This window comes from Collinsella aerofaciens, assembly GCF_028209395.1.
Lineage (GTDB): Bacteria > Actinomycetota > Coriobacteriia > Coriobacteriales > Coriobacteriaceae > Collinsella > Collinsella aerofaciens_AZ.
Genome location: NZ_JAQLDQ010000003.1, coordinates 147315 through 169251 on the forward strand (window position 1 = coordinate 147315; position 21937 = coordinate 169251).

Below are 21937 nucleotides of genomic sequence, written 5' to 3' on the forward strand. Positions count from 1 at the left end.
ACGTTACGCCTCCTCAACGGGATCGACGGACAGGACGATTTCGCTGGTACCCAGGTCGAGTGCGCGTTGAATCACCTTTGCCGGCAGTGGGAAGCTTTCCATAACGCTCGGTTTGAACGCGCGGACCTTGCCGGCGAACAGTTCCTCGCCGCCAGCAAGAATGCGCACGCGGGCAGCATCGACCGGTCGGCGCACGCGGAAGTTGAGCTTGGTAAGCGCCACGGCCGTAATGCGTCCCGGCAGCGCGTAGCCCGCAATGCCGGCAGGGGAGACCGTTAACTCGCGGCCCGTGCCCGAAGCGCTCGCCCCGGCGTCGCCGCCCAACGCCCACGCCGCCGCGGCTGCACCGGCGCGCTCGGACTCGGTCGTCACGTTGTCGGCCAGGTCGTGCACGTGCAGCACGTTGCCGCAGGCAAAGATGCCCGGCACGCCCGTCTGCAAGCTCTGGTCCACCACGGCGCCGCGCGTGCGCGGGTCAAGCTCCACGCCTGCGGCAACCGAAAGCTCGTTCTCGGGAATCAATCCCACCGAAAGTAGCAGTGTGTCGCACGGAACAATGCGCTCGGTCCCCGGAATGGGCGCCAGGTGCTCGTCGACCTGGCTCACCTCGACGGCCTCCACACGGTCGTGCCCGATCACGCGCGTGACGGTGGTAGACAGGTGCAGCGGAATGCCAAAGTCGTCCAGACAGTTCTTAACATTGCGGCGCAGTCCGTTGGCGTACGGCATGAGCTCGTACACGCCCTCGACGGAAATCCCCTCGAGCGTGCAGCGGCGCGCCATGATAAGCCCGATGTCGCCCGAGCCCAAAATGACGGCGCGCGAGCCGGGCTTGAGGTTTTCGATATTGATGTATCTCTGCGCCAAGCCGGCCGTGAACACGCCGGCGGGACGGCTACCGGGGATCTTGATTTCGCTGCGGGTGCGCTCACGGCAACCCATGGCAAGAACGACCGCGCGCCCGGTGAGCTGCAGCATGCCGGCGGGGTTCATGAGCGTGACGGTATGGACCGCGGTGGCTCCCGGGGCCTCGTCCACGCCCGACGCGCTCACGGCTGCGTCCGCGCCCTCGCCTGAATCAATCCCAATCACCATGCTGTTGAGGAACAGCGCAATGTCGGTTGCGTGCACCTGGTCGATAAAGCGCTGCGCGTACTCGGGGCCGGTGAGCTCCTGTTTAAAGTGCGACAGGCCAAAGCCGGGGTGGATGCACTGGCGGAGGATGCCGCCCAGGTGTTGCTCGCGCTCCACGATGGCGACGCGTGCGCCTGCCTTATGCGCGGCCAGCGCGGCCGCCATGCCGGCAGGTCCGCCGCCGATAACGACCACGTCGAAGGCTTGCGTTTGTACGGCTTCTACGACACCGTAATCAATCGCGCTTGATTTGATTTCCGTCATCCTAGCGCACCCCCTTCAGCGGTCCCTCGACCAACCAAGATCCGGCATCTTCCAACAGCACTTCGCTGGGGTCGCAGCCCAGCTCGCGCGCCAGGATCGCCACCACGCGGCTCTGGCAAAAGCCGCTTTGGCACCGACCCATGCCGGCTCGGCAGCGGCGCTTGACGCCCTCGACCGAAACCGCTCCCGGGTGGCGTCGGATCGCGGCCACTATCTCGGCCTCGGGCACCGTCTCGCAGCGGCAGACGATCTGTCCCCACGCGGGGTCGGACTTAATGAGCTCTTCCTTGCGCGCAAGCGTCTCGCGGTCAAAGTCGTCCGGCGCGTGGCGGATCGGGTCCCAATCGGCGCGTTCGCGCAGAGGCACGCCGGCGTTGCGCAACACCTGCACCATGCGCTCGGCAATGGCCGGCGCGCTCGCGACGCCTGGCGACTGAATGCCCGCCGCCTGGAACAGCCCCGGCACCACGGCCGACTGTCCAATAAAGAAGTCGTTCGTTCCCTGAATGACCGGGCGCCCGCCGGCAAACGCGCGCACCACGCGGCGCGTGTCCAGGTCGGGCACCAGCTTGCGCGCGCCGGTCAGCAGCGCGTTCACATCGCTCGCATAGGTCTGCGTGTCGCCCGGCTCGCGCACGGCGGCCGTGGCGGTGATCACGGTGTTGCCGTGCACGGTGCCCGTGACGATAACGCCCTTCGATATCGGCGTCGGCACCGGGTAGAGCGGCATGAGCGTGCGCGGTTCCTTGTCCAGCACCACGATGTTGCCCTGGCGCCATACCATCTGGAACTCCTCGGCGCCCGCCATATGCGAGATGTTCGCGGCGCCGTTGCCCGCGGCGTTGATCAGGTAGCGGCAGCGCACGTCTCCGGCGGGCGTCGCCAACGTAAAGCGCACGTCGTCGCCCGAGCCCGCGATTTCAATCGCCTCCACCGGTGCGGAGCGCATAAACGTCACCCCGTTGGCCACGGCGTTCTCCAGTGCGGCGATGGCAACCTCAAACGGGTCGACAAACCCAGTCGATGGGCACCACAACGCGCACGTTGCATCGGCACTCGCGCGCGGTTCCAGCTCGCGGATGCGCTCGGGGCCGATAATCGACAGCTCGGTCACGCCGTTCGCCAGGCCGTTGCTGCGCAGCTTCTCCAGCTGTGCGCGGTCCTCGTCGTTAAAGCCCAACACCATCGACCCGGTGCGGCAGAACAGAAAGCCCAGCTCCTGCGCCCACGCACCGTACAACTTGCAGCCACGGGCGTTGACCTGCGCCTTAACCGTGCCCGGTGCCGGATCGTAGCCGGCGTGCACCAGGCCGCCGTTGGCCTTCGACGCGCCCAGCGCGATATCGTTGGCCGCCTCGACCACGCAAATGGACAGGTCAAATCGCGCGAGCTGCCGCGCGATGGCACACCCGGTAATGCCCGCGCCCACAATTGCGATATCAAACGTTTCTGCCACGGTGCCTCCCAGACAAGTTGACAGGATGTCAATAGGACTATCCTACGGTCTGCGCATCCCCAGCGCGGCGGCAATGCGGCGAACAGCCCCGCAACACCCGCCAACGGCAGGAGAGGGGAGACGCGGCAACGTCGACAACCTCGTCTGCCGACAGCTACGGCAACCGTTCGTCTCGATCTGTAACAGTTAGACGAGGATTTGGGTTCTAGATGTTACAGATCAAGACAAACCTTCCGGCGGATTTTGAATGTCTCGATCTGTAACAGTAAGAGGGGTTTTGGAGCCCCAGTTGTTACAGATCGAGATTGAAGTCGGGGAGGGACCCCTGTGTCTCGTTCTGTAACATCCAGGACCGTATTCCGCTCCCACCTGTTACAGATTGAGATGTTTGTGTCCGCACCAGCCCCGCCCCTGGCCGTGGTCCCATATAAACAAAGCCCGTGGTAAACTTGACCGGACTGTTAATATTCCGAAAGGTACCCGTAATGTCCAAGTACATCTCCGAGCTCATGTCGCCGCAGCTTATGGGCGTCGTCTATGCCTTTGTTGGCTTTATCATCGCCCTGTATGTGCTGTCGGTCGTCTATGTGTTCATCGACGCTCGCCGCCGCGGCGCCAGCGCCTACGTGGCATGGGGCATCATCGCCCTCATCCCGTTTGTGGGCCTCATCGCCTACCTGGTCCTGCGCCCGCACTCCTACGCGTCCGACCGCGAGGAGCAGGAGCTGGACATGGCCCTGCGCGAGCGTCAGCTTGCCCAGTACGGCACCTGCCCGCAGTGCGGCGCGCCCATCGAGAAGGACTTCGTCGTCTGCCCGGTGTGCGATACCCAGGTTCGCAACGTATGTCCCAGCTGCCATCGCCCGCTCGATGCGCACTGGAAGGTCTGCCCCTACTGCCGAACTCGCATCCAGTAACGCATCCATCGCCGGGCCGGCCGCGAGCCACGGGCACGCCGCAAGCCATACGCGCACCCCGCCCCCACACGATGAAGCATGCGTAGAAAATCGCCCGCCGTGCCGTTAAGGTGCGGCGGGCGCTTGTATACCAAGGCAACCTGCCTATAATGATGCAAGTCAAAAACGCCGAGCGCATCGCACGCACTTGCATCAGGCATCCGAGAGGAGAAAACATACCCATGAAGGCACTCTACAATGACGGTTCGGTGGCCGAGCTCCCGCAGGACGAGGTCACGCACGTCATCCGCCACTCCGCCGCGCACATCATGGCGCAGGCCATCAAGCGTCTCTATCCCGAGGCCGACTTTGCCTACGGCCCCGCGACCGACAACGGCTTCTACTACGACGTCGACCTGCCCGATGGCGTCAAGATCAGCGAGGACGACTTCCCCGCGATCGAGGCCGAGATGAAGAAGATCGTCAAGGAGAACCTCAAGTTCTCCGTGTACGAGAAGCCCCGCGCCGAGGCCATCGCCCTTATGGAGGAGCGCGGCGAGAAGTACAAGGTCGAGCACATCGGCGACCTGGACGACGACGCCCGCATTACCTTCTACCAGCAGGGCGACTACATCGACATGTGTGTCGGCCCCCACATCTGCTACACCAAGGCGCTGAAGGCCTTTAAGCTTACCGGCGTCTCGGGCGCCTACTGGAAGGGCGACAAGGACAACAAGATGCTCACCCGCATCAACGGCGTCGCCTTTGCCACCAAGGAGGAGCTCGACGAGCACATGCGCATGCTGGAGGAGGCCAAGAAACGCGACCACCGCAAGATCGGCCGCGAGATGGACCTCTTTATGATGCGCGACGAGGCCCCCGGCTTCCCGTTCTTCCTGCCCAACGGCATGATCCTTAAGAACACGCTGCTGGACTACTGGCGCGAGATCCACCACAAGGCCGGCTACGTGGAGATCTCCACGCCGCTCATCATGAACAAGCAGCTGTGGAAGACCAGTGGCCACTGGGACCACTACAAGGACAACATGTACTCCACCGTCATTGACGACGAAGAGTACTGCATTAAGCCCATGAACTGCCCGGGCGGCGTGCTGGTGTACGCCTCCAAGCCGCACTCCTACCGCGAGCTGCCCATCCGTGCCGGCGAGATTGGCCTGGTGCATCGCCACGAGCTGCGCGGCGCCCTGCACGGCCTGTTCCGCGTGCGCTGCTTTAACCAAGATGACGCCCACCTGTTTGTGCGCCCCGACCAGCTGACCGACGAGATCGTGGGCGTGGTCAACCTCATCGACTCCGTGTACCAGAAGTTTGGCTTTAAGTACCACGTTGAGCTTTCCACCCGCCCCGAGGACTCCATGGGTTCGGACGAGGACTGGGCGCGCGCCGAGGAGGGCCTGCGCACCGCTCTGGAGAAGCTGGGTATGGACTACGAGGTCAACGAGGGCGACGGCGCCTTCTACGGCCCCAAGATCGACTTCCACCTGGAGGATTCGCTCGGCCGTACTTGGCAGTGCGGTACCGTTCAGCTCGACTTCCAGATGCCGCTCAACTTTGATCTGGAGTACGTGGACGCCGACGGCACCAAGAAGCGCCCCATCATGCTGCACCGCGTATGCTTTGGCTCTATCGAGCGCTTTATCGGCATTCTGATTGAGCACTTTGCGGGCAAGTTCCCCACCTGGTTGGCTCCCGTGCAGGTCAAGGCACTTCCGGTTTCCGAGAAGAGCCGCGACTACGCGCACGAGGTGTGCGCCAAGCTGGAGGAGGCCGGCATTCGCGTGGTCTGCGACGACCGCGACGAGAAGATCGGCTACAAGATCCGCGAGGCCCGCAGCATCGACCGCGTGCCCTACATGCTCATCCTGGGCGAGAAAGAGGTCGAGGCCGGCAACATCTCCGTCCGCGATCGCTCCAACGAGACCGTTCAGATGAGCGTTGACGAGTTTGTTGCGAAGGTGCTCGAGGAGATCAAGACTCGCGCTTAAGGCAAGCTTCACAACAATTAACAAAGGCGACCGTCCGCATAGGTCGGTCGCCTTTTTTCATGTCCAAATAAGAAAAGCCGCTGGTTGAGCGGCTTTTTTTGTTGCACAAAAAGGTACAGGTTTTTGTAGAGGGGTATGGAGATGTACCTACTAGCAGTACATTTTGCGTAATCTGGGTAAACGCTGATTAATTGCTCGTATAATGTCGTCTGTCGAAAGATACAAAAACCTGTACTTTTGCGACTGCGCCTAGCTGCGAGCGAGAAGCCTGTTCTAAACGCCCCTGCATTTGCGTGCATCGCAAAGCCAAAAGAGGGGGCGAGAACATGGAACAGACGGCACGGCGCCAAGAACAGCTGCCGGGCGCATTTAACGGCGCCACTACCAACAGCCAGCACGGCCGCGTTCGCTGGTATCTGGTCCACACCCCCCATGGAAAAGAGCGCGAGACCTGCGAAAAGGTCCGCTGCATTATCCCGCACGAGCTGATGCAGGACGCTTTTGTGATGCAAAAGGAGTTCTGGTTTAAGCGGGACGGCGCATGGTCGCTCCAAACCAAACTCATGTACAAGGAATATTTCTTCGTCGCCACGCACGATGCCGCTGTGCTCGATAGGGCTTTGGCCCAGCTGAGCTTTGGCTGCCGCATCGCCGGCAGTAGGGAGCGGGCGTACATGCCCATGCCGGACGACGCACAGGACTGGTACCGCAGCGTTCTGGACGACGACGGCGTGGTGCGCAACAGCGTCGCGCGCATAGAAGACGGCGTGTTGCACATAGAACAGGGGCCCTTGGTGGGGCAAGAGGCCCGTGTAAAGAAGATAGACCGTCATAAGCGCTGGTGCCTGGTAGACGTGGGCGAGGGTGACTCCACATTTAGGGAGCTGCTTCCGTTAGACGTGCCCAGCAAAACGTAAGGGAGACGTTGCGCCGGCAAATTACTTGATTTTGGATTCATAGATGGGGGGGTTCCTGGGGACAGGAACGTAAGTTTTATTGTGGCTGCTAAAGAAGTAACAGAGACAAATGCGCCCGCGGGGGCGGCGCTGATTGCTCAGGCCATGGACCGGCGTGAGGGCGTCGGCCGCTACAACGCTATGCAATCCATCATGGACTGGGATCGCTCGCGCCTAGCCTACCGCACCGTCAAGCGCGCGTTCGACATCGTGTTCAGCGGTGCCGTGCTCGTCGTTATCGCGATCCCCAGCTTGGTGCTGGCGGCGGCCATCCGCATGGAGAGCGAGGGCAGCCCCTTCTACAGCCAGATCCGCGTTGGTCAGACCCGCCCAGACGGCAGCCTATCAACCTTCCGCATGTGGAAGTTCCGCTCCATGTACAAGGACGCCGACGAGCGCCTCGCCGAGCTCAAGGAGCAGAACGAGATCGCCGGCGCCATGTTCAAGATGAAGGAGGACCCGCGCGTCACCAGGATCGGCAAGTTCATCCGCAAGCATTCCATCGACGAGTTCCCGCAGTTCCTGAACGTGTTCCTGGGCCAGATGTCCGTGGTAGGCCCGCGCCCGCCGCTGCCCAACGAGGTCGCTGAGTACACCGAGTACGACTTGCAGAGGCTAGCAGTGAAGCCAGGTATTACGGGGCTCTGGCAGGTGACGGAGCGAAACTCCACCGGGTTCGACGGCATGGTCCGCCGTGATCTCGAGTACATAGCCAAGCGCGGAATCGTCATGGACCTCAAGATCGTCCTCCTCACGGTTCTTGAGGTCTTCAACGGAAGCGATGCGTACTAATGCCTAACTCTAATGCTCGATTCGAATCGGAGAAGAAAATGAAGATTGCCGTCGCCGGCACCGGCTACGTCGGCCTGTCCCTCGCCGTCCTGCTCTCGCAGCACAACGAGGTCCACGCGCTGGACATCGTGCCCGAGAAGGTCGAGAAGATCAACAGCTACCAGTCGCCCATCCAGGACGACGAGATCGAGCGCTTCCTGGCGGAGGCAAAGGCGGGGGAGCGAAAGCTCGACCTGCACGCCACCGTCGACGTGGCGGAGGCCTACACGGGCGCCGACTACGCCGTCATCGCCACGCCCACCAACTACGACTCGGACAGGAACTTCTTCGACACGAGCTCCGTCGAGGCCGCCATCGCCGCAGTGCGCTCGGTGAATCCGGACGCCTGGATCGTCATCAAGTCGACCATCCCCGTCGGCTACACGGCGGGCCTGCGCGATAGGCTGGGCGACAGCAAGATCTTCTTCAGCCCCGAGTTCCTGCGAGAGAGCAGGGCGCTCTACGACAACCTGCACCCCAGCCGCATCGTGGTGGGCGCGCCGAAGGATGACGCTGAGGCCGTTATAGCCGCCGAGAAGTTCGCCGGCCTGCTCGCACAGGGCGCCGACCCCGCCGAGCTGGAGCGCGTGAACGCCGACGGCACCAAGGGCATCCCGGAGCTCGTGCTGGGCACCACCGAAGCCGAGGCCGTGAAGCTGTTCGCCAACACCTACCTGGCGCTTCGCGTCGCCTACTTCAACGAGCTCGACACCTACTGCGAGGTCCGCGGGCTCAACACCCGCGACGTCATCGACGGCGTCTGCCTGGAGCCGCGCATCGGCAGCCACTACAACAACCCCAGCTTCGGCTACGGCGGCTACTGCCTGCCCAAGGACACCAAGCAGCTGCTCGCCAACTACAAGGACGTGCCCCAGAACCTGATCGAGGCCATCGTGGAGGCCAACCGCACGCGCAAGGACTTCGTCGCCGACGAGGTGCTGCAGATGGTGTGGGACCGCGTGTACGAGGGCAAGCCGAAGCCGGTCGTTGGCGTCTACCGCCTGACGATGAAGTCCAACTCCGACAACTTCCGCGCGAGCTCCATCCAGGGCGTCATGAAGCGCGTGAAGGCCAAGGGCGTGCCCGTGGTGGTCTACGAGCCCACGCTGGACGCGCCGGAGTTCTTCGGCTCCGAAGTGACCCACGACCTGGAGGCCTTCAAGGCCGGCTGCGACGTGATCGTCGCGAACCGCTGGAGCGACGAGCTCGCGGACGTGGCTGACAAGGTCTATTCACGCGACTTGTTCAAACGAGACTAGGTGGTATGAATGGCAAATAGAAAAGTCCTCGTCACAGGAGCTGCCGGGTTCATCGGTGCTTTCCTCGTCAAGAAGCTGATCGAGGAAACCGATGACGCCATCGTCGGACTCGACAACCTCAACAGCTACTACGACCCCGGCATCAAGGACGCGCGCCTGCGCATGCTGGCCGAAGCCGACACAGACGGCCGCTTCACCTTCGTGCGCGGCGACCTGTGCGATGCCGCCCTCATCGAGCGCTTGTTCGCACAGAACGGCTTCGATGTCGTTGTGAACCTCGCCGCCCAGGCGGGCGTTCGCTACTCCATCGAGAACCCGCGCGCCTACCTGGAGAGCAACCTCGTCGGCTTCTTCAACGTGCTCGAGGCCTGCCGCCACCACCCGGTCAAGCACCTGGTCTACGCGAGCTCCAGCTCGGTCTACGGCGGCAACAAGAAGGTGCCGTTCTCCGAGGAGGACCGCGTCGACTCGCCGGTGTCGCTCTACGCCGCCACCAAGAAGTCCAACGAGCTCATGGCCGCCGCCTACTCCAAGCTCTACTCCATCCCGGCCACCGGCCTGCGCTTCTTCACGGTTTACGGCCCCATGGGCAGGCCCGACATGGCCTACTTCGGCTTCACGGAGAAGCTGCGCCGCGGGGAGACCATCAAGATTTTCAACATGGGCGACTGCCGCCGCGACTTCACCTACGTCGACGACATCGTCGAGGGCGTCAAGCGCGTCATGGACGCCGCCCCCGAGGTGAAGATGGGCGAGGACGGGCTGCCCCTCGCCGCGCACCGCGTCTACAACATCGGCAACTCTCATCCCGAGAACCTGCTCGACTTCGTCGACACGCTGCAGCGCGTGCTGGTGGAGGAGGGCGTGCTTCCCACCGATTACGACTTTGAGGCCCACAAGCAGCTCGTGCCGATGCAGCCCGGCGACGTGCCCGTCACCTACGCCGACACCACGGCGCTCCAGCGCGACCTGGGCTACAAGCCCGCGACGCCGCTCGAGGACGGCCTGAGGGCCTTCGCCAAGTGGTATAAGCGCTATTACGGGGGCTGTTGCTAGCGTGCGAATCGCAATGATTGGGCATAAGCGGTTTGGCTCTCGCGAAGGTGGGGTCGAAGTCGTTGTCACGGAACTGGCGCGTCGTATGGCTGCTCTTGGGCATGAGGTTACATGTTACGATCGCTCCGGCTCCGACGTAATGACCGGTGAGGCGACATCCCTTTCCGAGCGCATCGCTGACGGTGTTCGTATTGTGCCGGTAAAGACAATTGATAAGAAGGGCCTTGCTGCACTTTCTTCGTCCTATTTTGCGACTCGACAGGCGATTAAGGACCGTCCTGACGTGATTCATTACCACGCCGAAGGGCCCTGTGTTCCACTTCCCCTTGCCCGTCGGGCAGGAATTCGCACCGTTGCAACGATCCACGGTCTTGACTGGCAGAGGGCCAAGTGGGGACGACTTGCTAGCACTTGTATCAAGATGGGCGAGAAGGCGGCTGCAACCCAATCGAATGAGCTGATTGTCCTGTCGTCGTCTGCGGAGGGCTACTTCAAGCAGGAATACGGTCGTGAGGCCACTCTCATACACAATGGAGTGGAAATCCGTGAGCGTATTGATGCCAGTTTAATCGCTGAGCGTTGGGGCCTATCTCGTGGCGACTACATCTTGTATCTTGGCCGACTGGTGCCCGAGAAGCGCGGTGATTTGCTCGTTGATGCTTTCCGTCGGCTCGATACCGATAAGCGCTTGGTCATTGCTGGCGGAGGTTCTGACACCGATGCATTTGAGATTGAGCTTAGAAAGCGGGCTGGTTCTGACCCGCGCGTTATTTTTACTGGATTCGTCACGGGTGACCTTCTCGCCGAGCTCTATTCGAATGCATATGTCTACGTGCTCCCTTCCGATGTGGAAGGTATGCCACTTTCTCTTATGGAAGCCATGTCCTACGGTACATGTTGCGTTACGAGCGATGTGCCCGAATGCGCTGACGTTCTTGGAAGCGCCGGCGCAACTTTTGCCAAAGGCAACGTTTCTGAGCTTACTCGCGTCCTTCGCGGCCTTCTGGATAATCCGGAAAGGGCCAACAAGCTCGGCGAGAGTGCTCGCGAGCGCGTGAGAAATAACTATGACTGGGATTCCGTCGTCGAACGGACCCTCGAGCTTTATCAAGGAGAGGCCCGATGAAGATAATCTTGGCGAATTATCGCTACTATGTCTCGGGCGGTCCCGAGATTTATATGTTCAACGTTAAGCGCCTTCTCGAAGACGCCGGGCATACTGTTATTCCGTTTTCGGTCCGCAGCCCGCTCAATGAGGGTACGCCATATTCTCGCTATTTTCCCCATGGGAAGAGCGAGTCGGGTGACGCCTACTTTAACAACGTTAAAAAGACTCCGAAGAACGTCGCTCGTTTGCTCTCCTGCGCTTTCTATAACCGCGAGGCATATAAGAATCTCCGCCGTCTCATTCAGGACGAGAGGCCGGACGTCGTTTACGTTCTGCAGCAGATTAACGCGCTTTCTCCCAGCATCTTCAAAGCGTGTCACGATGAAGGCGTAAGGGTTGTCCACAGGCTTTCGGATTTCAATATCATGTGCCCCCGTTCCGATTTCCTTTGCAACGGGGAGGTTTGTACTGCTTGTATCAACGGTGATTACTCCAAGGCTGCCGATATGTCCTGCTGCCATGGCTCGAGGGCCACAACTGCAGTACGCATCGCGTCGATGAAATTCCACCGCTGCAAGCGCCTGTTTGATTATGTGGATGCATTCGTCTGCCCCTCCGCGTTCACGGCGTCCCTTCTCAAGAAGTCCGGTGTACCAGGGGAGAAGATTAATGTTGTTCCGACGTTTACTACGGCTCCTTCTCGGTCTGAGGTCTGTCCTGCCGCGGGAAAGTACGCACTCTATCTTGGTAGGATCAGTCCCGAAAAGGGCGTTGATCTAACCGTAGATGCCGCCATGCGCAACAGCGGTGTTAGGCTCAAGATCACTGGTCGTACCGACGACGAGTACGCTGCGTCAATTAAAACGGCTGTAGAAGAGGCCGGCATATCGGACCGCGTAGATTTCGTAGGCTTCGTTAAGGGCGAGGAGAAGGAGCGCCTCATTGACGGCGCCGCTTGCGTTCTCTGCCCATCGACTTGGTTTGAGAACATGCCCAACACCGTGCTAGAGGCCTACGCACATGGCAAGCCGGTTGTTGTTTTCGATATCGGCTGCATGCCGGAGTTGGTGGAGAACGGGGAGACTGGGTCCGTGCTTCCCCTGGGCGACGTTGATGCCCTTTCGAAAACCATCGCCTTTTACCTGGAGAATCCGGATGAAGCCAGACGTCAGGGTATGAATGGTCGTAATGCCGTGCTAATGAAATATACACCGCAGAACCATCTCGAAAAGCTTGAAGCAATTCTTGATCCTGCATGCGCCAAGAAAGAGGACTAATCCACATGGCCGAAAAGAAACTCAACGGTACCGTCATCGTCACCTACCGCTGCAACGCGCGCTGCACCATGTGCAACCGCTACAAGGCTCCGAGCCGCCCGGAGGAGGAGCTCTCCATCGAGACCATCAAGAAGCTCCCCAAGATGTACTTCACCAACATCACCGGCGGCGAGCCCTTCATCCGCCAGGACCTCAAGGACATCGTGCGCGAGCTCTACAAGAAGTCCGACCGCATCGTCATCTCCACCAACGGCTTCTTCACCGACCGCATCATCGACCTGTGCGAGGAGTTCCCCAACGTCGGCATCCGCATCTCCATCGAGGGCCTGCAGCAGACCAACGACAAGATCCGCGGCCTGGATAACGGATACAACCGCGGCTACGCCACGCTCAAGAAGCTCGTCGAGCTCAAGCACCCCGACGTGGGCTTCGGCATGACGGTCCAGGACCTCAACGCACCCGACCTGGTGCCCCTCTATAAGATCTCCGACGAGCTGGGCATGGAGTTCGCCACGGCGTCGCTGCACAACAGCTTCTACTTCGTCGAGGCAAAGAACATCATCCACGACCGCCCCATGGTGGCCAAGAACTTCGAGGACCTGGTCAACGATCTGCTAAGGTCCAACAGCCCCAAGAAGTGGTTCCGTGCCTACTTCAACCACGGCCTCATCAACTACATCTACGGCCAGCCGCGCCTGCTGCCTTGCGACATGGCGTTCGACACCTTCTTCATCGACCCCTACGGCGACGTCATGCCCTGCAACGGCACCAAGGACAAGGAGGTTATGGGCAACCTCAACGAGGAGTCCTGGGACGAGCTCTGGAACTCCGAGCAGGCCGAGAAGGTCCGCGCGAAGGTTCGCCACTGCGACCGCAACTGCTGGATGATCGGCTCGGTGAGCCCGGCCATGCACAAGTACATCTGGAAGCCCGGCTGGTGGGTGCTCAAGCACAAGGTGAAGGGCCTTTTCACCAAGAGGCCCTACGACATGCACGAGCTCAAGGTCGTTCGTGATTATGAGGAGGGCCGCGTCACCAAGGAGCAGCTCGACGCCTGCTCCACCTGCGACCTGTGTGCCAAGATCAACGACGGCCTGTCCGAGGCGTCCAAGGCCGATGCGCACGTATACGAGACGCATGAGGCAATGTAGGGGTATAGCGTTGTCGGCCTTTGGCCTTACTATTTTGCGCGCAGATAGCAAGTTTTCTTAGTTATTTTGCTCGGAAGACAAGTCATCTTTTTTTCTACTCGCAAGAGGAGGTATCTAAGCTTGCATTGCCCGAAGATGCGGGGCAAAGGTGAATTTGCGTTTGGCGTTATAGCTCTTTTCGTCTGCTTATTTGCTTATTGCTCTTCTCTGATAACTTATAGAATTAGTTTTGTTATTTTTGCTTTGAGTATCATGCTGATGATTGCCCTTGCCGTTCGAAGTGGCAGGATTGTGTCCTTTGATCTGAGGGCAATCGTGCCACTATTGCCATGGGGCGCGGTTGCTGTCATGGCTGCTATCGGATTTGTACTGGGCGGTGGTTACGACCTTTCTGCAACTATTGCCCTTGTCTCCGTAGTTGTTATTAGTTATTTTGCAGCTGAAAACTCTAATTGGATTCTGCCTGCCGTTAAAGTTTTTATTGGGGTTTTACTCATTTTTGCATTGGCAACTATTGCCTGCTATGTAGCGCCTCAGCTCTATACTGGTTTTATAAAACCGACGTTCTATTCAAATGTGCCAATGGCAATGGACTATCGATCGGGTTTAGCGTCACACTATAGTCATAATGGAACTTTCTGCACGATAGGCTTAATACTTGCTTCCTCTATGTCCTTTTATGGCAGCGAGTCAAGTTCAACTAAACGGTTCTACGGCATTCTTGCGTTAATTTTCTTTATTGCTCTTGTTTTGACTACAAAAAGGGCTCATTTGTTGTGCGGGATTTTTGCTATTGGTTTGGTTTACTTGCTTTCTGGCAATAGCCATAAATATCTTAAGGCTATTGGAGTCACGGTATTGGTGCTGCTTGCCGTGGCTATCCTTGCGCCTCTTGTTCCTGGCGTTGAGGCGACAATCGAAAGATTGAATTCAACCTTTTCCAGTGGTACCAGCTTCGAGGACAACGTTAACAATAGGACATTTCTTTGGAATTACGCCCTTAATGGCCTTTCCCAGGCACCTTTATTTGGTCATGGCTGGACTAGCTACTGCTATCGTTGGCCTGACGGTTTTACTATTACATATATGGCGCACAATGAGCTCCTTAATCTTTTATATGAAACCGGGTTTTTTGGAACTGCCTTGGTTCTTGCTAGCTGTCTAACAAGTTTTGTATTAACCTTCACGACTATTTCGAGGGTTGTGGAGGGGCAACAAAAAGCTTTTCTACGCCTTTCACTTTGCATTCAGGTTTTCTTTTTAAGCTATGCATTTACGAGCGGAGCTCTATTCACAACGATTCCAAACCTGATTACGTATTTCTTTGCTATCGCGATAACTTGCAGCCTCCGGTGGAATTCAATTTCCCGCCAAAATGCTGCGTAAGAGCAACGGAGATAATTAATGGGAAAAATTAGTAAAGCAGTTCAGTATATGAAGCATCCTTTGAGAACTTACTCATTAATCTCAAAATGGGGATGGACTCGCTGCTTGCCTGATGAAATTCACTTAAAAATAATGTATAGGGCGCTGATTGGAAAGAACATCAATCTTGATAATCCAAAAGGCTTTAACGAGAAGCTGAACTGGCTAAAGCTTCATGATCGTAACCCTCTCTACAATATCCTTGTTGACAAGCTGGCTGTTAAGCAGTGGGTCGCCGACAAAATTGGCGCTCAATACGTTTCTGAGACTTATGACTCTTGGGACCGTGTCGAGAGCATAAGCCTCGAGAATCTTCCCGAACAATTCGTGCTTAAGACGAATCATGACAGCGGCGGAGTTGCTATCTGTCGCGACAAGTCCTCGTTTGATTTTGATGCGGCCAAGAGGGTTCTTCGTAGACATCTCAAGAGTAATTATTTTTGGTGGACAAGGGAGTGGCCCTATAAGGATGTTACCCCCATGGTCATGGCGGAGGAGTATCTCGAGGATGAAGGCTTCGATACTGGCCTAGTTGACTATAAAGTCACGTGCTTTAACGGAAATCCTCGCCTAATTGAGGTGCATAGGGGCAGGTTTGGTGAACATACTTGCAACTATTACGATCAGGATTGGAATCCAGTCACCATCGATTGGGCCGGCATCCCAGTTTCTCCTGTTGAGGTCGAGCGGCCTGAAAAGCTTGAGAAAATGCTCGAGTTGAGCAGTGTTCTCACTAGGGGAATTCCTCAAGTACGTTGTGATTGGTATGTTCTGGGCGATCGCTTAGTTTTCGGAGAGTTAACGCTGTTTAATGGAGCCGGACTTGATCCCATTGATGAGAAAAACGATTTATGGCTCGGATCGCTCATTGATTTGTCACTTGCCTATGGGGATCAATAATTAGTTTAGAAGCACGATAAGGTGATTATTAATATGAGAATTGGTATCGTTACATTATTTGGTAATTTTAATTACGGCAATAGACTTCAGAATTATGCGCTTCATACCGTTTTGAGCCAAATGGGGCATGATGTAGATACGCTCGTTACTCTTGAAAAATCATCTGCACTTAAATCCATTTTTCACAAGTATTTTGAAAAGGAGAACGGTGCGATAAGGTTCAGGACTAAAAAGGAGCGTGGTCGCGATGCCGCTTTTTCTAAGTTTACAGATTCTCTAATTCCTACAAGAATTATTTCAACGAACGGCAGTGGTATTTCGTCTCAATTGAATGATGAGTACGACTATTTTGTTGTCGGAAGTGACCAGGTCTGGAATCCCCTTTGGTGGGGCGATTCGCTGGAGTGCAGATGCGCCAATGATTATCTTCTTCAATTTGCCGACGCTAATAAACGAGTAGCATACTCAGCCAGTTTTGGCCTGGCATCTCTTCCCGAGAATTGGGCGTCTTCCTTTAAGGAAGCTCTTGAATGTTATTCGGATATTAGTGTGCGAGAAGATGCCGGAGCTCGCATTGTAGAGGAACTGACTGGTCGAAAAGTGCCGGTTACCCTAGATCCGACCATGCTTTTGACTGCAAATCAATGGCGTAAGATAGAAAAGCCTGTGGCTTGCAAGCAGAAGTACGTATTTCAATTTAATCTTGGCGAGCAGTCTGATGCTCAGGTTAAATTGACGGCGGAGTTGAAGTCGCTCGGGTATGAAATTATTGACTACATGAATCCTAACTGTCGCTATTTTGGCGGTGATCCTTCGGATTTCCTTTCTTATATCGATAAGGCCGACTGTGTCTTAACCGATAGTTTTCATGCATCGGTTTTTTCGATTTTGTTTAAGCGTCCCTTTGTCGTTTTTGATCGTAAACATGCGAACGGTTCCAACATGAACAGTCGTATTAACACCTTGCTGCAGATGTGTGGCCTCGAGGAACGGTGGGGTATTTCGGATGCGACAAACGCGCTTAACTGCGACTATTCTGGAATCGACCGTGCTATAGATATTCGCAGGGCATATTCCAATTCATACTTATTAGACGCTTTGTCACGTTAAATTCGTCCCTTCAGTTATCGGAGAACACATGTCTCTCAAATCAGATGTTAAAGATGGCTTATATGATGTCTTAGAGAACGTCAAGATTCATCGCGCTCGACAGGCAGAAATTGCAAAGTTTAAAGATCCCAAAAGAAAATCTATTCTCAGTGATGTCGAGCTCTCTTCCGAGCAAATGCGTGCCATCGACAAGTTTTATGTTGAGAACTATGGTAGAAAAATCCCTTACACATGGCATCGGCATAATCTTGCAATTTCTGGCAAGTTCGATGTCAGGTTTTTTCCAGAACTCCTGTTTATCCCTGAGTTTGAACGATATATGAATATGCCGGTGGCGTATGCCACCGTATTTGAGGATAAGAATCTTCTTCCATTGTTTGCCGAAAGAGCTGGGGTTAGAACTCCACGTCCAATCGTTACAAGCACGTCTGGGGTTCTTCGCAATTCCGACTTCAAAGAGATTTCCAAAGAGACAGCACTTAATTTAATTGGCAACTGTGGTGCTTGCTTTGCAAAACCGACCGTAGGGACTTGTTCGGGCGAAGGCTGCGGGTCTTATTGCTTTGCTTCCGGTGTCGATGCTGCGACGGGTGTTACTGCTGGAGAATTATTCGAATTGCTCGGCAGTGATTTTACAGTTCAAGAAGTAATCTCATGCCATTCTTCAGTGGTTAAATTACATCCTGAGAGCGTTAATACGCTGAGGATTATGACATACCGCTGGCAAGGCGAACTCCGTTCTTTACCTCTGCTGATGAGGATTGGTCGCGGAAAGAGTGCGGTGGATAATGCGCATGCTGGCGGCATGTTCATTGGCATTTCAAATGAAGGTTTGCTTGCACCATCGGCCCTTACTGAGTTTAATGATCGGTTCGAGAAACATCCTGACACGGGGGTTGTTTTTCAGGGATATAAGATTGCTGGTGTTCCCGGTGCTATTGATGCGGCGAAGCGCATGCATTCGTTGATGCCTCAAATGGGCCTTATCAGTTGGGACTTTACCATCGGGGAAGATGGCGCGCCGATTGTTATTGAAGCCAATATTAGGGGAGGCTCTATTTGGCTTTCCCAGATGGCGAATGGCATTCCAGGGTTTGGTGACGCAACGGCGGAAATACTTCAGTGGCTTCGTTTCATGAACAATTTGGCTCCTCACGAGCGGCTTAAATATAAATTCGGTTACAAAGAATTGGGGTAGTTGCCGCCTATGAAAGGCAAAGTATCGATAATTATTCCCGCATTTAATGTTGAGAATTATATCGGGCGCGGTGTCTCTTCCGCTCTTTCCCAGACGTATGAGGACATTGAGGTTGTCGTTGTCGACGACGGGTCGTCTGATGGCACTTGGAGTGTTCTCCAGACGTATTCTGCTGATTCAAGAGTGGTGCTTTCACGGCAAGAAAACTCCGGTGTCTCTCGCGCACGTAACCATGCGCTGAATCTTGCGACTGGTGACTATGTTATCTTTCTCGACTCTGATGACTGGCTTGAACCTGAAGCATGCGAGCAGATGATGCGGATGCAAAGCCTTAAACCGGGTGCCCTAATTGCTGCAGATGCAAATTTTGTTTCTGTGGTTAACGGCTTGGAGGTTTGCGGCAATCAGATTGTCGACATGTCCATTGAGGATCTATCCTCCGATGCCGCTATTCTCCGCTTTGGAGTTTACAATTCGATACATATCGGCAGTTCCTGCTATAAGCTTTTTTCTCGTGAGTTAATTGAACGGTGCGGCTTAAGGTTTGATGAGCGGATTGCCCATACCGAGGATGGTCTTTTTGTATTTACCTATCTTAAGGTATGTCGCGGCCTTCACTATGAGCCCCTTGCGTTGTGGAATATTTTGGATCGCCCTGGAAGCGCTACCACCAGCGGCTTCAACCATAGTTTGATAAGCTCTCTCGATGCTATTGATCAGATGATTGGTTATCCAGGGAACAGTCCTGAGATCGTTAGTCATCTTCGTCAGTTCAAGGTTCATGAGGCTTTGAGGATTCTTGGAATGGGTATCGATTCGGGCCAAATGAGCTCGAACGAGGAAGATCGATTATTTAACGCTATTAGGTTTACCGAGTGTGACAGTTCTCAGCTAAGTGGTGTCGATAGGGTGCGTAGAGCGATGTATCTTAACGCTCCACGAATTGTTTCGAGGGCATTTAATTCAACATTGCGTGCCGTAAAGAAGAGGAAATGAGAATGACTCAGCAAGAACAGTCGGGAAGGGCTGATAGGGCACCAGAAATCATCTCTCTGGGTGATTCCTGCTGTGGATGCGGCGCCTGCTCTGCCAAATGCCCGAAGGGATGTCTTTCGATGACGCCGGACGAGGCGGGCTTCTTAAGGCCCAGCTTCAATTCCGACCTATGTATCGGGTGTGGTGCTTGTGACTCGACTTGCCCCGTATTAAGTCGCAATCCCGTTGTCGAGCCTGTTGAAGTGTCTTGGGCCAAGTCTCTTTCAAGTGATGTTCTCCAGCAATCATCGTCTGGAGGGCTCTTTGGTGTGCTTGCCGATGCTGCTATTAAGTCCGATGGCGTTGTCGTTGGGGCTTCTTTCCAGGAGCACTGCCATACGGTTCGACATGAGTGTGCTACTGATTTAGAGGATCTTAAAAGACTCCAACGATCAAAATATGTTCAAAGCGAGATTCCTGCTTCTCTTTATCGAGAGGTCAAGGAATATCTTCTGGCGAAACGCTTAGTTTTCTTTACGGGCACTGCTTGTCAGGTTTCCGGCATGAGGAACTATCTGGGCAAGCTAGCAGATTCCGCTTTCTTTATTTCTGCTGACGTTATCTGCCACGGCGCCCCATCGCCTCTGCTCTGGAGAAAATGGATTGAATTCCAGTCTTCTGCCCAAAACTCTGAAATTGATGATGTCAATTTCCGGAGTAAGACGACCGGATGGTCGTCTTACTCCGTCCTTTACTACGCAAGGACGGAGAAAGACGATTGTCGCGTCACCGGCGGACGTTATGGCGACGATTGGTATATGAGAGCATTTTTGGATAACGCGTCATTACGTTCTTCATGTTTTGATTGTCCGGCAAAGCGCTCATGTGGCTCTGATTTAACTCTTGGCGATTTTTGGGGATTCCCCTCCATTCATCCCGAAGTTGATTCCTCTATGGGGGTCTCTGCCGTTCTGTGCAATACCGATAAAGGCAAGAAATGGTTCGAAAGAATATCGCCTAAGCTCGAAATAGGGCCTTCTAGCTATGACGAGGTGATTGGCGGGAATCCTGCGCTTGCCGCTTCAGTGGCTCCTCATCCTCAAAGATGCAAATTTATGCGTGCTCTTGCCAAAGGGGCGAGTATCAAGGAGCTTTCTTCGAGGTGGAGCTTCACGGATACATTTTTTATTCGTTTGAGACGAAAGCTCAAGCGAATGCTCGGCAATTAGGCTGCATTCGTTGTAATCGCTATATGGTTTGGATGGGCAGATGACTGCAGAAAGTAAATATAAGAAATTAGTTAAGAACTCTGTGGTTTTCTTTATTGGGAACCTAGGTAGCAAGGTTATCACCTTTCTCATTGTTCCCTTTTATACTTATTATTTAACGACCGCAGAGTATGGCACAGCTGACCTTGTTACCACTACGGTCAATTTGCTCGTTCCATTTGCTATGGTTGGTATGAACGAAGCTGTTCTTCGATTCACGGTCTCAAAGGAAGTCGACGTTAAGACCATTGCGTCGAATTCGCTTCTTGTTGTTATCGCTGGCTGGCTTATTTGCTGGCTACTGTTCCCGTTGTTTCGCATGTTCAGCGTTATTGGTGATAACGTCGTTTATTTCTTGCTCCTACTTTGCTTGACCAGCTTCAACTATGTATTCATGCAGCTTCTTCGCGGGATCGGTAAATCAAAGGCATTTGCTGCTAATGGAGTGGTCATTACATTTGTTACCGCCTTTTCGAACGTACTTGCACTTGCGGTATGGCATCTAGGTGTTGGCGGATACCTTGCTTCTATGGTCGTAGCGCAATTCATCGGTGCTTTGCATATCATCGTTTCCTGTAGACTTTGGAATTACCTAGCGTTCTCCAGCTTAAATAGACATGCGCTAAATGCCATGTTGACCTACTGCATACCTCTAATTCCGAACTCGCTTATGTGGTGGATTATGTCGGCTTCCGATAGGTATGTAATACTGTTCTTTATTGGCGCCAGCGCAAACGGTATCTACAACGTTGCCCAGAAGATCCCCCAAATTGTGAACATCGTCTACAATATTTTCATGCAGGCATGGCAGATTTCGGCAATTGAAGAACGAGAATCTGCGGATAATGCTAGGTTTCAGTCGACGGTCTTTCGCTATATCTTTGTGGTTCTTGCTGTGGCATCGTCCCTTATCGCTGCGTCTGCCTACCCCGTCTACACGTTCCTCATGAGTTCGTCGTATGAAGGCTCGTGGCAGCCAGTTGCTATGCTATCGCTTGCCAATCTCTTTTCCTGCGTTGCCGCTTTCTTTGGAACAACGTATGTCGTTACTAAAGAAAGCAAGAAGGCCTTCTCTACAACCGCTATTGGCGCAATCGTTAATATAGCGCTCACTTTGCTTCTTGTTCCGGCGTGTGGAATTTTGGGCGCTGCTGGCGCTACTGCCATTAGCTATGCTGTTATCGCTGCGGTGCGTGCGCGTGATACACGTAAGTTTATTAAACTTGATTTTCGCAGGGGAGAGATTGCTGCCAGCTTTGTTTTGATTGGCGCCCAAGTGGCTTTGTCTTTCGCACCGTTCTCCCCTGGCATTCTAATTGCAGAGTTTCTGCTTTTCTTTGCCCTTCTATTCGTTCTTAGGAATGGCCTCTTAGACATTGCTTGCAAGGGTATGAAGGTAGTTGGAAAGCGTAAGCAATCTGCTTAAGCGGTGTCTGATTGGGCATTTACTCGTTTGGGCTCTCCGGATTATTGTGAAACAGTACCGAAGAAATTGCACATGGGTGCCGGGGCAAGTATGAGCCTCGGCACCCATTTTGGGTAGCGTCGAGAAAGTTGGTGTAGAGCCCGATCTGAAGCGAGTCGGCCCTGCGGGTACCGTCAAGATTCTTTCGCAAATTGATCGAGGCGGCCTCGGCCCCGCCTTGCTCTAGCCCTCCGCCTTCTTG

18 protein-coding genes are annotated in these 21937 nt (G+C 55.1%); 16 read left to right on the forward strand and 2 right to left on the reverse strand.

What is annotated here, in order from left to right; all coding sequences use genetic code 11:
• Nucleotides 1-3 precede the first annotated feature (3 nt).
• Complete coding sequence (locus PMW67_RS02755) at nt 4-1398, reverse strand: NAD(P)/FAD-dependent oxidoreductase (protein WP_271738683.1); 1395 nt, start codon at nt 1396-1398, stop codon at nt 4-6.
• A gap of 1 nt (nt 1399) precedes the next feature.
• On the reverse strand, nt 1400-2854 hold the full coding sequence (locus PMW67_RS02760) for an NAD(P)/FAD-dependent oxidoreductase (RefSeq protein WP_271738684.1): 1455 nt from the start codon (nt 2852-2854) through the stop codon (nt 1400-1402).
• Between the two features lie 485 nt (nt 2855-3339).
• Here PMW67_RS02760 and PMW67_RS02765 point away from each other — a divergent pair, with 485 nt between their 5' ends.
• The 16 genes from PMW67_RS02765 (at nt 3340) to PMW67_RS02840 (ending at nt 21696) form a co-directional block, all read left to right on the forward strand.
• Complete coding sequence (locus PMW67_RS02765; RefSeq protein WP_055251579.1) at nt 3340-3771, forward strand: double zinc ribbon domain-containing protein; 432 nt, start codon at nt 3340-3342, stop codon at nt 3769-3771.
• A gap of 221 nt (nt 3772-3992) precedes the next feature.
• Nucleotides 3993-5756 carry a threonine--tRNA ligase gene (thrS, locus tag PMW67_RS02770; RefSeq protein ID WP_271738685.1) on the forward strand — a complete coding sequence of 588 codons (1764 nt, stop codon included), beginning with the start codon at nt 3993-3995 and terminating at the stop codon, nt 5754-5756.
• Between the two features lie 326 nt (nt 5757-6082).
• On the forward strand, nt 6083-6673 hold the full coding sequence (locus tag PMW67_RS02775; protein WP_271738686.1) for a hypothetical protein: 591 nt from the start codon (nt 6083-6085) through the stop codon (nt 6671-6673).
• Nucleotides 6674-6754: 81 nt separating this feature from the next.
• On the forward strand, nt 6755-7504 hold the full coding sequence (locus tag PMW67_RS02780; RefSeq protein WP_253056227.1) for a sugar transferase: 750 nt from the start codon (nt 6755-6757) through the stop codon (nt 7502-7504).
• Nucleotides 7505-7542: 38 nt separating this feature from the next.
• Nucleotides 7543-8802 carry a nucleotide sugar dehydrogenase gene (locus PMW67_RS02785; RefSeq protein WP_118256138.1) on the forward strand — a complete coding sequence of 420 codons (1260 nt, stop codon included), beginning with the start codon at nt 7543-7545 and terminating at the stop codon, nt 8800-8802.
• A 9-nt stretch (nt 8803-8811) separates the two neighbouring features.
• Entirely contained in the window at nt 8812-9858 is a 1047-nt protein-coding gene (locus PMW67_RS02790) for an NAD-dependent epimerase/dehydratase family protein (protein ID WP_118256137.1), read from the forward strand.
• A 1-nt stretch (nt 9859) separates the two neighbouring features.
• Nucleotides 9860-10984, forward strand: coding sequence for a glycosyltransferase family 4 protein (locus tag PMW67_RS02795; protein WP_118256136.1), 1125 nt, complete (start codon nt 9860-9862; stop codon nt 10982-10984).
• Nucleotides 10981-12243 (forward strand): glycosyltransferase family 4 protein, encoded by a 1263-nt coding sequence (locus PMW67_RS02800; RefSeq protein ID WP_271738687.1) that lies wholly within the window; start codon nt 10981-10983, stop codon nt 12241-12243. Before PMW67_RS02795 ends, PMW67_RS02800 begins: the two co-directional genes overlap by 4 nt.
• Before the next feature lie 5 nt (nt 12244-12248).
• Nucleotides 12249-13394, forward strand: a complete 1146-nt coding sequence (locus tag PMW67_RS02805) for a radical SAM protein (protein WP_118256134.1) — start codon at nt 12249-12251, stop codon at nt 13392-13394.
• 120 nt (nt 13395-13514) lie between these two features.
• Nucleotides 13515-14780, forward strand: coding sequence for an O-antigen ligase family protein (locus tag PMW67_RS02810; RefSeq protein ID WP_147346294.1), 1266 nt, complete (start codon nt 13515-13517; stop codon nt 14778-14780).
• Nucleotides 14781-14885: 105 nt separating this feature from the next.
• Entirely contained in the window at nt 14886-15719 is an 834-nt protein-coding gene (locus PMW67_RS02815; protein ID WP_158566263.1) for an ATP-grasp fold amidoligase family protein, read from the forward strand.
• Between the two features lie 21 nt (nt 15720-15740).
• The gene (locus PMW67_RS02820) at nt 15741-16829 is read left to right on the forward strand and encodes a polysaccharide pyruvyl transferase family protein (protein ID WP_271738688.1); all 1089 of its coding nucleotides are present in this window, start codon (nt 15741-15743) and stop codon (nt 16827-16829) included.
• Between the two features lie 28 nt (nt 16830-16857).
• Entirely contained in the window at nt 16858-18027 is a 1170-nt protein-coding gene (locus tag PMW67_RS02825; protein ID WP_118256130.1) for a sugar-transfer associated ATP-grasp domain-containing protein, read from the forward strand.
• 9 nt (nt 18028-18036) lie between these two features.
• Nucleotides 18037-19023, forward strand: coding sequence for a glycosyltransferase family 2 protein (locus PMW67_RS02830; RefSeq protein WP_147346293.1), 987 nt, complete (start codon nt 18037-18039; stop codon nt 19021-19023).
• A complete protein-coding gene (locus PMW67_RS02835) occupies nt 19020-20231 on the forward strand; it encodes a Coenzyme F420 hydrogenase/dehydrogenase, beta subunit C-terminal domain (protein WP_118256128.1) in 1212 nt (403 codons plus the stop codon). The genes PMW67_RS02830 and PMW67_RS02835 overlap by 4 nt, the downstream gene beginning before the upstream one ends.
• A gap of 40 nt (nt 20232-20271) precedes the next feature.
• The gene (locus PMW67_RS02840; RefSeq protein WP_118256127.1) at nt 20272-21696 is read left to right on the forward strand and encodes a lipopolysaccharide biosynthesis protein; all 1425 of its coding nucleotides are present in this window, start codon (nt 20272-20274) and stop codon (nt 21694-21696) included.
• Nucleotides 21697-21937 lie beyond the last annotated feature (241 nt).